The sequence below is a fragment of the Amycolatopsis sp. NPDC047767 genome, from assembly GCF_040704195.1.
In the GTDB taxonomy this organism is placed as follows: domain Bacteria; phylum Actinomycetota; class Actinomycetes; order Mycobacteriales; family Pseudonocardiaceae; genus Amycolatopsis.
In genome coordinates, this window is the sequence record NZ_JBEYSJ010000014.1 from 65,059 (window position 1) to 77,956 (window position 12,898).

At 70.0% G+C, this 12,898-nt stretch carries 13 protein-coding genes, 1 tRNA gene and 2 pseudogenes; 7 read left to right on the forward strand and 9 right to left on the reverse strand.

Translation table 11 applies throughout. The annotated features are described in order from the left end of the window. Together AB0878_RS24745 and AB0878_RS24750 are read left to right on the forward strand one after the other, a co-directional pair. Entirely contained in the window at window positions 1-534 is a 534-nt protein-coding gene (locus tag AB0878_RS24745) for a hypothetical protein (RefSeq protein ID WP_366582612.1), read from the forward strand. A 53-nt stretch (window positions 535-587) separates the two neighbouring features. Beyond that, window positions 588-1,352, forward strand: coding sequence for a trans-aconitate 2-methyltransferase (locus AB0878_RS24750; RefSeq protein ID WP_366582613.1), 765 nt, complete (start codon window positions 588-590; stop codon window positions 1,350-1,352). 49 nt (window positions 1,353-1,401) lie between these two features. Here AB0878_RS24750 and AB0878_RS24755 read toward each other — a convergent pair whose 3' ends face one another. Then, the gene (locus AB0878_RS24755; protein WP_366582614.1) at window positions 1,402-1,578 is read right to left on the reverse strand and encodes a hypothetical protein; all 177 of its coding nucleotides are present in this window, start codon (window positions 1,576-1,578) and stop codon (window positions 1,402-1,404) included. Window positions 1,579-1,742: 164 nt separating this feature from the next. Here AB0878_RS24755 and AB0878_RS24760 point away from each other — a divergent pair. Together AB0878_RS24760 and AB0878_RS24765 are read left to right on the forward strand one after the other, a co-directional pair. Then, window positions 1,743-1,815: transfer RNA gene (locus AB0878_RS24760), tRNA-Asn, on the forward strand. Between the two features lie 449 nt (window positions 1,816-2,264). Then, window positions 2,265-3,083, forward strand: a complete 819-nt coding sequence (locus AB0878_RS24765; RefSeq protein ID WP_366582615.1) for an alpha/beta hydrolase — start codon at window positions 2,265-2,267, stop codon at window positions 3,081-3,083. A 186-nt stretch (window positions 3,084-3,269) separates the two neighbouring features. Here the strand turns inward: AB0878_RS24765 and AB0878_RS24770 are convergent, their stop codons facing one another. From AB0878_RS24770 to AB0878_RS24785, 4 genes are all read right to left on the reverse strand, one after another. Further along, the gene (locus AB0878_RS24770; protein WP_366582616.1) at window positions 3,270-3,779 is read right to left on the reverse strand and encodes a DUF3291 domain-containing protein; all 510 of its coding nucleotides are present in this window, start codon (window positions 3,777-3,779) and stop codon (window positions 3,270-3,272) included. Window positions 3,780-3,810: 31 nt separating this feature from the next. Continuing rightward, window positions 3,811-4,473: a helix-turn-helix domain-containing protein gene (locus AB0878_RS24775; protein ID WP_366582617.1), complete on the reverse strand. Its 663-nt coding sequence runs from the start codon at window positions 4,471-4,473 to the stop codon at window positions 3,811-3,813. Between the two features lie 110 nt (window positions 4,474-4,583). Then, window positions 4,584-4,940, reverse strand: a complete 357-nt coding sequence (locus AB0878_RS24780) for a hypothetical protein (RefSeq protein ID WP_366582618.1) — start codon at window positions 4,938-4,940, stop codon at window positions 4,584-4,586. A 99-nt stretch (window positions 4,941-5,039) separates the two neighbouring features. After that, a complete protein-coding gene (locus AB0878_RS24785; RefSeq protein WP_366582619.1) occupies window positions 5,040-6,062 on the reverse strand; it encodes an Lrp/AsnC family transcriptional regulator in 1,023 nt (340 codons plus the stop codon). Between the two features lie 327 nt (window positions 6,063-6,389). Here AB0878_RS24785 and AB0878_RS24790 point away from each other — a divergent pair, with 327 nt between their 5' ends. The 3 genes and pseudogenes from AB0878_RS24790 (at window position 6,390) to AB0878_RS24800 (ending at window position 8,953) form a co-directional block, all read left to right on the forward strand. Further along, on the forward strand, window positions 6,390-7,874 hold the full coding sequence (locus AB0878_RS24790) for a CocE/NonD family hydrolase (protein ID WP_366582620.1): 1,485 nt from the start codon (window positions 6,390-6,392) through the stop codon (window positions 7,872-7,874). Next, complete coding sequence (locus AB0878_RS24795) at window positions 7,871-8,017, forward strand: hypothetical protein (protein WP_366582621.1); 147 nt, start codon at window positions 7,871-7,873, stop codon at window positions 8,015-8,017. Before AB0878_RS24790 ends, AB0878_RS24795 begins: the two co-directional genes overlap by 4 nt. A gap of 138 nt (window positions 8,018-8,155) precedes the next feature. Further along, window positions 8,156-8,953: pseudogene (locus AB0878_RS24800) on the forward strand (SDR family oxidoreductase). Window positions 8,954-9,034: 81 nt separating this feature from the next. Here AB0878_RS24800 and AB0878_RS24805 read toward each other — a convergent pair. From AB0878_RS24805 to AB0878_RS24820, 4 genes and pseudogenes are all read right to left on the reverse strand, one after another. Then, window positions 9,035-9,376: a hypothetical protein gene (locus AB0878_RS24805; RefSeq protein WP_366582622.1), complete on the reverse strand. Its 342-nt coding sequence runs from the start codon at window positions 9,374-9,376 to the stop codon at window positions 9,035-9,037. Beyond that, on the reverse strand, window positions 9,377-10,720 hold the full coding sequence (locus AB0878_RS24810; protein WP_366582623.1) for an acyclic terpene utilization AtuA family protein: 1,344 nt from the start codon (window positions 10,718-10,720) through the stop codon (window positions 9,377-9,379). It abuts the gene before it with no gap. Window positions 10,721-10,744: 24 nt separating this feature from the next. After that, window positions 10,745-11,983, reverse strand: coding sequence for a CocE/NonD family hydrolase (locus tag AB0878_RS24815; RefSeq protein WP_366582624.1), 1,239 nt, complete (start codon window positions 11,981-11,983; stop codon window positions 10,745-10,747). Between the two features lie 7 nt (window positions 11,984-11,990). After that, window positions 11,991-12,647 (reverse strand): annotated as a pseudogene (locus AB0878_RS24820) (CocE/NonD family hydrolase); the annotation flags it as partial. Between the last annotated feature and the right edge of the window lie 251 nt (window positions 12,648-12,898).

A 12,898-nucleotide genomic window follows, 5' to 3' on the forward strand; every position in this document is an offset into this window, starting at 1 on the left:
ATGGGCTGGCTGAACCGGCTGATGGGCGGGGGACTCCCCGCGGACTTCCCGGGGGAGCTCGCTCCGGGCGAGAACGTGATCGCGGTCGCGGGCGTCGAGGGCGGTGGCGAGCTCGTGGTGACCAGCCTCGGCCTGTGGGTGCCGTCCGAGGGCGGCCCCCGGCGCGTCTACTGGCACCTCGTGGCCAAGGCCGCGTGGGGCGACGGTGTCTTCGAGCTCACGGAGTCCGAGGAGTCCGAGGAGACCGGGGAGGCCGGCGCCGTGATGGTGGTCGTCGACCGCCCGCCCGTGCGGTTCCGGCTGCCCGCGCCGGGCAAGGTGCCGCCGCAGGTGCGCCTGCGCGTCGACGGCTCCGTGCGCGCGCGCCACCGCCACGACTTCGGGGCCGGCGGCGGCGCGTGGTTCGTGCAGCGGAAGGTCCCCGGCCGCGACGGCACGGTGCTCCAGGTGCGCCCCGACCCGGGCACGGATCCGGCGCTGGTGGAGGCGATCGCGGGGGAAGTAGCCGCGAAGCTGGCCAACCCGGGGGAGTAAGCAGTACGCTCGTACTCAGTACGGGCGTACGGTTTAGCTCTCGGGAGGCTCGCATGTGGGATCCGGCCAAGTACCTCGACTACGCGGACCTGCGGGCCCGCCCCTTCTACGACCTGATCGGGCGAATCTCGTCCGACGCGCCGCGCCGCGTCGTCGACCTGGGCTGCGGCCCGGGCAACCTCACGCTCGACCTGGGCCGCCGCTGGCCCGGCGCCACGCTGGAGGCGCTCGACAGCTCGCCGGAGATGGTCGACGCCGCCCGCGCTCGCGGCGTGGACGCGCACGTCGCCGACGTCCGCGAGTGGGCGCCGCACCCGGACACCGACGTGGTCGTCTCCAACGCGGTGCTGCAGTGGGTGCCGGGCCACGACGAGCTGCTGCGCCGCTGGGTCTCGCAGCTGCCTTTGGGTGCCGTGCTGGCCGTGCAGGTGCCGGGCAACTTCGGCGCGCCGTCGCACCGCATCACGCGCGAGCTGGCGGCGTCCCCGGCGTGGGCCTCGCGCCTGGCCACCCTGGTCTTGCGCGAGGACGAGGCCGTGTCGTCGCCTCTGGAGTACGCCTCCCTGCTGGCCGACGCGGGCTGCCTCGTCGACGCCTGGGAGACCACCTACATGCAGCGCCTGGCCGGCGAGAACGCCGTGCTGGAGTGGATCACCGGCACCGCCCTGCGCCCCATCCGCGCCGCCCTCCCGGACGACGACTGGGCCGCCTTCCGCACGGAGCTGGCCCCGCTCCTCGACGAGGCCTACCCGCCCCGCGCGGACGGCACGACGTGGTTCGAGTTCCGCCGCATCTTCTTCGTGGCGCGCATCCCCTGACGTTTCCGGGCGCGCTCGCAGGCCCCCTCGGCGGCAGTGTGCGCGGGGCTCAGCGCCCCCGGCCGAACTTCTCCCCGACCTTGGCCCGCGCCACTCCCGCGGCGCCCTGGACCATCGGGTGGTCGATCACCTTGCGGTAGGTGCGCACGAGCTGCTCGTACCGTCCCCGGCCGGCCCTGGTCCCCAGCACGTATCCCAGACCCACGCCCAGCAGGAACTTCTTCATCAGTGGCCACGCCTCTCGTTCGTCGGACTCCCGACTCTCCATTGTCCAGCAATCCGGCGCCCCCTGGGCGTGATCCGCAAAGAGGGGCCCCTGTTCGGGTGGCGCGGGGGGTGCGCTAAACTTCTTTCCATCGCACCGGAGATCCGGTGCACAACCGAATACGATCCCCTGTAGCTCAACTGGCAGAGCATTCGGCTGTTAACCGGAGGGTTCTTGGTTCGAGTCCAAGCGGGGGAGCAAAGCCCAGGCCACAGGCCTGGGCTTTTTTGCTACCCGTTGGTAGGGGCGACTTGAGGGCGGTAGAAGCCCAGTTTGTGACCGCCGGCGGGGCTGCCGCTGTCGACCAAGTGGCCCATCGGCGGATGTTCGCGTAGCTGATCGGTGACGCTTCGCCGAGCGTGGCGAAGGTGGTCTCGGTCGGCAAGTTTCGGGTGGTGCCGGCGTCGGCCCGGCGGCAGCTGCCGTGACAGCCGACACACGACCAGAAGGGCACCGCCCGACCGAGTCCGGCCTGGGCGGCCACGGCCCGCTGTCGCCGTCCGACCGGTCCCGCTGGCTCCGTCCGGAGCCGCCGGGCCTGCGCGCTCGCCCGCGACCGGCCGCAGGACTCATTACGTGCCAGGTAATCGACCAGCGTCTCATCCTCGGCGACCATTGGGTCACAACACAATGGTGAGGAGCGGAAAATGTCTTTCTTCGAGGTTGGTGACGGGACCCGCCTGTCGTACGAGGATTACGGTTCGGGCGCGCCGATGGTGTTCGTTTCCAGTTGGGTGCTGAACGCCGAAATGTGGGAATATCAGGTTCCGTTCTTCGTCGAGCGGGGATTCCGGTGTGTCCTGCTGGACCGGCGGGGGCACGGCCGCTCGGACCGCCCCTCCTCCGGCTACGACGCGGACACCGGCGCCGACGATCTGGCCGCGTTGATCGAGCATCTGGACCTGCGCGGCATCACGCTCGTCGCCCACTCGGCCGGCGGTGGCGAGGCCGCACGCTATCTGTCCCGGCACGGCGAGGAGCGGGTCTCCCGTGTCGCGTTCCTGGCGGCGACGTTGCCGTACCTCGAATTGACCGAGGACAATCCCGAGGGAATTCCCGAGGCGGTCAACGAGGCGACGCTGGCACAGCTGCGCAAGGACCGGCCGAAGTGGTTCGCCGATCGAGCGCAGGGCTATTTCGCCACGCACTTGGGCAACGACGTTTCACCGGCACTGATCGAGCACGAGATCCGGCGCTGCCTGTCGGCATCGCCGTTCGCGACGGCCGCGATGTTCCACTCGAACTTCGGCACCGATTTCCGCCCTGATCTGCGTCAGATCACCATTCCGACGCTCGTTGTGCACGGAGTGGCCGACCAGTCCGCCCCCATCGACGTCACCGGCCGTCGCACCCGGAAGCTGGTGCCCCACGCCGTCTACCGGGAATATCCCACTGCCGGGCACGGCCTGTACGTCACCCACGCTGAGCAACTCAACGCCGATGTCTTGGAGTTCATCAAGAGCTGAGGTGGTTCCGGGTCGCGCGCGAGGGGCCGGAGATCGTACTTCCCCGGAACGGCCGATCGAGAGGAACGCCGTGTCCACAATGGATCGATTGCGGTGCCCGGCGGGGCTGTCGGTCCACGTTTCCGCCGCGAGCTGCGACAAACTGATCCTGCTGCACGGATTCCCTGGCGGATCGCGCGGCCGCCACTACCTCGCGAGCTGGCGGCGCCGAGGAGCCTCCGCCGGGTGCCGAGGTGTCGAGTCGGCGTCCGCGGGCTGGTAGGTGTCGCGGAAACCGAAGGCGTTGGGCGTGGGGCCCTGTGCGCGTAACAGTTCCAGGCGCTCGACGGCCTCCTCGACGGTGGGAGTGTGCCCGGCGGGGATCCACCACATGACCTGGAACGGCGCCTTCGGAGGCTCGAACCATTCCGCCCGGCGGCGCAGCACGTCCAGGTGGCCGCTGCGGTAGACGTAGTCCCACAGGGCGTCCCGGCTTTCCCAGACGGACATGTTCACCAGGACGTCATTGCCCAGGGACGTGCGGATCGCGGTGGCGTCGGTGCCGCTGTCGTCGACCAGGCGCCAGATGAAGCCGGGTGCGTTGTCGGCGACCTCGTTCAGCGTGTCGAGCATGGACGTGAAGCCGTCCATGCGGCTGTCGGCGAGGGGGAATTTCATCGTGCCCACGTTGAGCTGGGCGAGGTGGTGTCCCGTCATGCCCTCACCTCACCATCGTGGTGTTTCTATGTCAACTCGCGTTATTTTTAGAAAGCTCGACGACGACGCAGCACATGCCCGGTCGCGGGTCCATGCGGGCCTGCAGGCCGACGGCGTCCTCCAGCAGCCCTTCCAGTAGCGCCAGGTTCATCCCGCACACCAGCACCGGATGCCGCTCGGAAAGGGCGTGGAAGGGGCAGTTGGCCAGGCGCAAGGCGTCCCGGTCTTCGTCCAGGCGGGGCTCGTAGCCGCGAGCGGCCAGCAGGGCCTTCGCCGCGTCGAGACCGTCGACCGGCGCGGGCGCGGTGGCGCGGGCGGCCCGCCCCTCCCGTCGGGCGGCGGCCTGCAGTTCGGTGTCCAGGCGGGCGGTGTCGGCGACCTCGGCCAGCAGATCGGCGGGGGTGCGGTAATCGCGCGGGGGAACCGAGAACTGGCGCTCGGCGCCGGACCTGCGATAGAGCTTGGCCGGCCGCCCGGCGCCGGGGCCCGTCCGCCCGCTCAGCCTCCTGCTGTCGGTCTCCAGCAGCCCCGCGTCCACGAGCTTGTCCAGGTGGAACGCGGCCAGCGTGCGCTGGATCCCGGCGCTCTCCGCCGCCTCGTTCCGGCTCACCTCGTGGTCCTGGGCTGCCACGTAGTCGTACAACCGCCGCCGGACGGGGTCCTGCAGCAGGGCGATCGCTTCGATGTCCTCCACGCGGCCAGTCTAAGAACAACCGGGATACTTGTTAGAGACCGCCCGGGGCGATCCTTGGCGAAGCCCTCGCCGCGCTGATGCGGACGAAGGCCGACCGGTTCGTCGCAACGCTACGGTCGGAGCCGCTCGAGCTGAGGGTCATAGCAGACCAATCCGTGTTCCGCGGCGAGCTGCGCGGCCCAGGCGGAGACCTCCTCGCACCGGCTCCACACCATCGGGAAGTACATCAACGGTCCGACCGCCTCGCTGAGCATCGGCGCGGTCGACCAAGGGCTGTCTTCGCCGTCTTCCTCACTGATGTCCGGGTAGCGATCGAGCAGAGCCAAGGCGAAGGTACGGATGCGGTCCGAGGGTGGTTCCTGACTGTCGGACTCGATGTGGCGCTCGTACAGCGAATGGAACACGTCGCCGGCCGCTTGGTCGCCGGACGGACGGTCGCCCTCCCATACCGCCAAGTCGTAGCTCACGCGTGGATCATGCCAGCGATGCTGTCGCCGCCTCCAGGCGCGAGCCCATCGCCCGTGCGAAGGCCGGCGAGGCCTGAGCCGCAGCTCGTTGACGACTGCCTACTGGGCGGGCTGCGGTGTGTCCGTGTCGAGGCGGCCGTCGGGGCGTAGCAGCCAGCCGGCGCGTTTGCGCGTGCGCAGGGTTACGGAGCTGTCGATGAGGGCGCCGGGCGGTAGCAGGTCCTCGAGTACGCCCTGGAGCTGCATCAGGTCGGCGAGGCCCGCCGTCCAGGCGAAGACGACGAAGTTCGCGGGGCCGGTCATCGACATGCACATCCGCACGCGGGGTTCGGCCCGCATTCTGGCGACCACGGACAGCAGGAGCGGTTTCGGCACGCGGCACCACCAGATGACGCTCACCGGCCACCGGGTGTGCAGCTGGGACAGTTCGCACCGCATCGCCAGCGCACCCGCTTTGAGCAGCCGGCCCAGCTGCCGCCGCACGGTCGAGGCCGGGCGGCCGACCTGGTCGGCGATGTCGATCGCCGTCGCTCTGCCGTTTTTGCTCAGGGCTGACATCAGCGGGGCGTAGGTGGGCGCGGTGATGTCGACCGGCGCTCCACGCGGGCTGGGGGTGGCGGCCTTCGCGGCCTTCTCGATCGCGGCCTGTTCACGGGCGTCGACCGCGTCGAGCCGCCACTGCCTGCCTTCGATGTGCATCTCGGTGCCGAGGTGCGTCCTCGTCGACTGCACGCCCGGGATCCGGGACAGCTCGTCCAGGATCAACGAGGACAGCTTCTCGAATGTCGGTGCCGCGACGATCGTCATCAGGTCGCGGCCGCGGGCCGCGTACTCGATGGCGCGGACGTGGACCAGCCCCTCGAGTGTGCCGACCACGTCGTCGAGCCGGCCCGGCGCGCAGTCGAACTCGACGATCGCCAGCTGACGGTTGCGCGCGGCCACGCCGCCGAGCGGGTAGGCGTAAACCCACGCGACCTCGTTCTCGCGCAGCCGGATCCACCGGCTCGCGAGCGCCGGGGCCGACGTGCCCAGCACGGGCGCGAGGGAACTCCAGCTGGCTCGTGGCCACAGTTGCAGCGCATGGATGAGCGCGAGGTCGTCCTCGGACAATTGCTCTTGCATGACAGGGCTCCAGGAGCGCATGGTGCGCGGGAAGCACCCATGGTGGCCGAACGCTACCTGTTTCTGCGTACGAAGGTCACTCGCGTGATCGCACAAGGGCCTGAATCCGGCCGGCGCGCGCGTTCACCGAATCAAGATGTCCGGCGCCGCGTTTGCGCAGTTGGGCGGGTTTCGGTCGCATCAGAAGTCAGAGAGGACGCCGGTCGAAGTGATCGCAGAACGCCCGATCAGAGGTTGGAATGGGTGTTTCTGCGCTACAAGACGGAAGGAATGATCACTTTGTCGACTTGGCGCCCTCAGTCAGGCTGTCGTGGATACGCTCCGGACATGCCGGAACCGTTGTCACCTACCGATCTGTCCGCGCACTTCGCGGGACTCGATCTCTCGAAGCCCGTGGCTCGCTCGACCTCGTCGACGGATCCGTTCTTCACGTATGCGAGACCGGAAACGCACGGCGTTCACGTGAGCAAGGTCCAGGTCGAGATGCGGGACGGGGTGCTGCTGGCCGGGGAGCTCCACCGCCCCGCGAACCCGGACGGTTCCCCTGCGCCCGGGCGGTTTCCCGGCATCGTGTACGAGTTCAACGGGTACAACGCGGTGTCGTTCATGGCCGCCGGTGCCCGCGCGTTCGTGACCCGGGGGTACGTGGTCCTGGTGTGCAGCGTGCGCGGCAGCGGTGACTCGCCGGGGGAGATCGACCCGTTCGGCCCGCAGGAGCAGCGTGACAACGTAGACCTGATCGAGTGGCTCGGGACGCAGCCGTTCTCGACGGGCAAGGTCGGCCAGATGGGCGTGAGCTACGGCGGGCACACCGCCCTCCTCGCCGCCGTGCACCAGCCGGAACACCTCACCGCGGTGATCGCGGCCCAGGCGCTGAGCGACTGGTACGAGGACACGATCTACCTCGGCGGCGGCATCTACAACAACCGGATCCGCGGCTGGCAGTCCGACACCGCCCCGGCGACCCTCGAGACCTACCCCAGGCACCCGCTCTACGACGACTACTGGCGCGACCGCAGCGTGCGGGCGCGCTGGGACAGGCTCGACGTTCCGGTGCTCGACGTCGGCGGCTGGCTGGACCAGTACCGCAACGCCATGGTGAAGAACTTCCAGGCCCGCCCCGAAAACGTCTGGATGGTCGCGGGCCCGTGGAGCCACGGCACGCTCCCGGGCCAGTTCGAGGACATCGCGACCGCGGCGTACCTGGCGTGGTGGGACCACTGGCTCTCCGACGACGTCCCCGGCCTCCTGCCCGAAACCCGGGTGACCTCCTACGAGATGCCCGACGCGGGGTGGAGGCAGTACTCGACCTGGCCGCCGGCCCAGGCGCGGGAAGACCACCTGACTTTCGCGCCCGGCGGCAAGCTCGTGGCCGGTCCGGCGGAGAAAGCCACCGAAGTGTTCGACGTGGAGACCGGTGCGCTGCTCGCCGAGACGGAGTCCCTTCCGGCGGATCTGGTGCTGGCCGGTACGCCGTTCGTCGATCTGCGCGTCGCCTTCACCGCGGACGAAGGCTACGTCGCCGTGATCCTGGAAGACCTCGGCCCCGACGACGAGGTCTCCAGGGTCACCCACGGTTTCCTGCGCGCCAGCCACCGGGCCGGCAACGAGGTGCGGGTGCCGGTGGAGCCAGGAACTCCCTACGACCTGCGGGTGCCGCTGTGGGCGACGCACCACCGGTTCAAGGCAGGGCACCGGCTGCGGATCCGCGTCGCCAGCCGTGACGAAGGCGTGATCGACTCGGACTCGCCCGCCGGAACCGTGACCGTCCACTATGGTCCGTCCACTTTCACCTACCAGGCGATCGGATGACCCGGCCGATCCCCGCCGGCGAGACGGCCGTCGTCACCGGCGCGGGCCAGGGCACCGGTGCCGGAATCGCCCGGGCGTTGGCCCACGAAGGCGCTTCCGTGTCGGTGGTCGTCGACGGAGCCAGGGCGGCATCGCGGGCCTGACCCGGGTCGCCGCCTGCGAATGGGCCCGCTACGACATCACTGTCAACGCCGTGGCCCCTTCGTGCTCAGCGAGCGGGCCGGTCGGCGGTTGCGGCACCTTCTTCAGCTGACCGACTCCTACGAACCGGAAGGTTTTCCATGCAGGACAAAGTCGCGCTCATCACCGGGGCCGGCGGCGGGATCGGCGCGGCCTGCGCCGCGGAGTTCGCCCGGCGCGGGGCGGCCGTAGTGCTCGCCGGCATCAACGGCGAGGCCGCCGAAACCCGGGCGGGCGAAATCGTCCGCGGCGGCGGTCGTGCGGTCGGCATCGAAACCGACGTCGCCGACGAGAAAGCGGTGCAGGCGATGATCGCCGAAGCGATCGATCGGTTCGGCCGCCTCGACATCCTGCACAACAACGCGGCGGCGACCTTCGCGTCGCAGCAGGACGACGATCTGACCACAATGGACGCGGACCTGTGAGACCGGTCGCTGGCGGTCAACCTGCGGGGACCCATGCTGGGCTGCAAATACGCGATCCCCGTCATGATCGAGGCCGGCGGCGGGGTCATCGTCAACACCTCGTCGGGATCCGGCGTGATCGGTGAACCGACGCGATTCGCCTACGGAGCCTCGAAAGCGGGGCTCAACTCCCTCACCCGCTCGGTCGCCGCCCGCTACGGCAAGCAGAACATCCGGTGCGTGGCGGTCATGCCGGGAATCACGTTGGGCGAGCAGGGACTGGAAGCGCTGAGCGGTACTCACTGGCTCAGGATGATGACCCGCCACCACACCCCCCGGCTCGGGCACTTCGACGACATCGCCAAGTTCGTCGCCTTCGTCGCTTCCGACGACGCTCGCTTCATCAGCGGCAGCGTGCACGCCGTCGACGGCGGCGTCCTCAGCGTCGCGCCGTATGCCGCCGACATGCGCGAGTTCGGCACACAACCCTTCTGAGCACAGTCAACCCGAGGAGACCTGGGGCCATGACGAGGCAGAACTGCGCCGCCGTCGGCAACCGCGGGATCTTCGAGGAAATCACCAGTTCATGGCGAAGCGGGCCGGATCGAGGGTGACCGGTTCCGGGACGACCATTTCCAGCAACGACGAGGACAGGCTCTTGCCGTGCGCGTCGAGATCGGGTGCGCGGGTGACCCCGGTCAGCGCGTCGCGCAGCACGAACTTCAGTGCGAAGAGCTGCGGCACCTCGTATCGCTCCACCTCGCCGAGGTCGAGGTCCGCGAAGTGCTCGCGGACGCGCTCACCGGTCACGTACCGGCGCAGATGCGCGTAATGGTGCGGCCGGTAGGCGACGAGTGTGATGTCCGAGGTCGTCCCCTTGTCGCCGGCGCGAGCGTGGGCCAGCAGGTGCAACAGCATTCATGCCTCCACAATGGACACTTCGGTACGGACGGCGTGCCTGGGCAAGAGTGCCGACGCGATCGCCACGACCGGTTCGGCTCGCCGGGTCGCGCCGCCTCCGCCGGCCGGGCCGTTGAGCCACAAGGCGCTCACCTCGCGGCCGAGGTACTTGGCCGCGTCGAGTGAGCTGGTCCGGCCGGCGACGCGAACGCGCACCTCGCGCGGATCGGCGACGTCCACCCGCGGCCCGCGCAGCACGGCGTCGACCCCGATCAACTCGTACGGCAGGTCCGCGCCGGAAAGACCGGCGGTCGTGAGCCGCTCCCGGACGATGTCGAGAGCCAGCCGGCCGCGGGCGACCGCGTTCGGTCCGGCGTAGGAGATTTGGCCTTCACCGAGGAAACCGTCGAAGTAGCCGACCGAGACCTTCAACCGGTCCGGGCGCGCACGACCCGTGGCGCCGGTGACCTGGACCCGGTCCGTGCCCAGCTCACACAGGCGGACACCGGAGAAATCCGCGACGGCGTCGGGACAGACGTAGGCGGCCGGATCGTGCACCTCGTACAGGAGTTGCTCGGTGCAGGTGCGCACGTCGACGAGGCCACCCGAGCCGGCGACCTTGGTGACGACGAAGGTGCCGTCGGCCTCGGCGACCGCGAGGGGGAAGCCCAGCCGCGCGAGGGCCGGGACGTCCTTGAATCCGGGGTCGGCGAAATAGCCGCCCGTGACCTGAGCCGCGCACTCGAGCAGGTGGCCGAGGCAGAGCCCCTTGCCGATCCGGTCCCAGTCGTCCAGGGCCCAGCCGAACTCGTGGACCAGCGGCGCGAGGTACAGGGACGGATCCGCCGTACGGCCGGTGACGACCACGTCGGCGCCTTCGGCGAGCGCGCGGACGATGCCCTCGCAGCCCAGGTAGGCGTTGGCGGAGACCACATTTCCCAGGGAGGAGACCGACCCGGGCCGGTCCAGCAGCGGAAGGTCCTCGGCGGTGACGAGGGAAAGGACGTCGTCACCGGTCACCGCGCCGACCCGCAGGCCCGCGAGGCCCTCGCGCCGCGCGATCTCGACCACGACGCGAGCGGCCTCGAGCGGATTGGCCGCACCCATGTTCGTGATGATCTTGGTGCCGATGGCCGCACAGGTCGCCAGCACCGCCCGCATCCGGTCGGGGAGCCATTCGTGGTAACCGGCCAGCGGGTCGCGTGACCGCTCCAGCTGGGCCAGGGCGATCGTGCGCTCCGCGAGGCATTCGAAGACCAGGTAGTCGAGTTCACCCCGCTCGGCGAGCTCGACCGCCGGCTCGATCCGGTCGTCGGCGAAGCCGGCACCCGAGCCGATCCTGACCGTTCGCCTGGACGCCATCCTGCACACCTCCTGTGCGGTTCGCTAGCGGGGGATGATCGGCAGCACGACGCGGCTCGGACAGGCCGCCGTCCGGTGGACCGTCTGGCGGGCCGTGCGCAGGTCTTCGTTCGTGTCGGTTCCGAGCGGGTTTCCCGTGTTGGGGTTGGGTTCCCATTCGGGGTAGCTGCTGGAAGAGACGTAGACGCCGACGCGGTGGCCCGGCGCGAGCACGATGCTCGTCGCGGCGAGGTCGAGGGTGAAGTGGTAGACCGCGCCGGGTTCCAGCGGCGTCGCCGGGAGCTGGTGCCTCGCCCGGACCGCACCCTCGCAGAGGTTGAGGGCGCGACCGTCGGGGTGCACGTCGAGGAGGACCGCGGTGAAATCGGTGTCCGGGGCGTCGGTGGAGGCCCACAGGTCCATGGTGACCGGGCCGGTGAGCTCGAGTTCCTCCCTGAGCTCGGCCGACAGGTAGGTCAGCACGTCGCCGCGGGCGAGGTTGGGCCGTTGGTCGGCCGGGCCCGCGACTTCGCCGCCACTGCCGAGCAGGCGTCCTCCGATGGTGGGGACGGGATCGCGCGGGTCGTAGGTGAAGGCGTCCGCGCCGGTGTCCGCGGTGGGGCGCCGCGGGTCGAGCACGGCGCCGTCGTGGAGGTAGAACGGGGTGAACTCGGTTCGGGCCAGGGGCCATTCGGCTTCGTCCCGCCACTCGTTGCGCCCCATCACGAACAGTCGGATCGGCGCCGTGTCGTCGGGTGCGCCGTCGAAGTGCCGGCGGAACCACCGGGCGCGGACAGCCGTGATGTCGATGGCGGCTTCGGGACCGAAGTCGACCTCACCGACGAGGTGCACCGTCGAGTGCCAGTGGTCCCAGGGGCCGATGATCAGCCGCTGCGCAGCACGCGCCGCGGCGGTGGGCGCCTGCCGGCGCATGCCGGTGTAGTGGCGGAGCGTCGCGCCGAGGTGGATGTCGTACCAGCTGCCGATGTGGAGCGCGGGCAGGTCGATCCCGCTGTAGTGCGTGGTGGGATTGTGCCGGAGCCACGTGGAGTCGTCGCGGGATTCGTGGTCGAACGCTTCCTCGAGCCACCCGGCCCGGCCGTGCCACAGCGGGTTGTCGCGGAACGGCCGGGTGCGGAAGATCTCGTCCAGCGCGGTGGCGGCCGCCGCTCGGGCCTGCCGCCGCTGTTCGGGATCGCCGGTGGCGACGGCACTGTGCAGGCCGAGGGTGACGCTGCGCAGATGCGCCAGCCGCGCGTCGTCGATTCCCCATTCCTCGGCCATTTTCGGAGATGACGTGCGCCGTCCAGCCGACTCGCAACGCGAGCCGGAAGGTGCCGCCCGCGTCGAAGGTGCCTTCCCAGTAGTCCGCGGCGCAGGCTTCAGGGGCGATCACCTCGAGGTGCGGCGGACGCGTCTGGGCGGCCAGCCATTGGGTCGACCCGCCGTAGGACTGGCCGAACATGCCGACCCGCCCGTCGGACCACGGGCGGCCGGCGGCCCATTCCACGGTGTCGTAACCGTCTTCGACGTCGGAATGGACATAGGACCACGTGCCACCGGAGCCGAAGCGGCCGCGGCAATGCTGGACGAGCACCGCGAAACCCGCCGCGGCCAGCCGGTGCGGGTTCAGTGCCGCCGTCACCATCGAGGGGCTGTAGGGCGTCCGGGAAATCAGCACCGGATGGCGATCGGGTCCCGCCGGGCGCCACAGGTCGGCGCGGAGCAGTACGCCATCGCGCATGGGTATCCGGATGTCGTGTTCGGTGATCACCAGCGGCGTCGGCGGTGCGGTGGCGGTCATGGGCCGGCTGCTCCTTCGGGTCTGACGTCGGTGTCCGTGGTGGCCGAGGGCGTCGGCCGAGGCTGCTCCTCGACGTCGTCGAGCGTGCGGACGAGCGTAGATCCGGAGTGCGTGGCCATCGGCCGATTCCGCCGAAGCGCTCATCGAGGGCCGAGCTCGCTTCGCAAACGACCAAGACCGGGTGCCAACGGGGATGAACGATCACCGGCCGTTCGCAGCGGCCGCCGAGCGGTCGTGAACGCGGTCCGGCGGCCACCTCGGCGAGCGTTTCCGAAGAACGATCAGCGAACCGGCTCCCTCGACCTACCTTCTGTGGACGCCGCGGCACGCGTGGGTCCCGTTCGCAGGACGACGCAGCAGCCGCGGCGCTCTCCCTCCACGCGGACCACGATCGG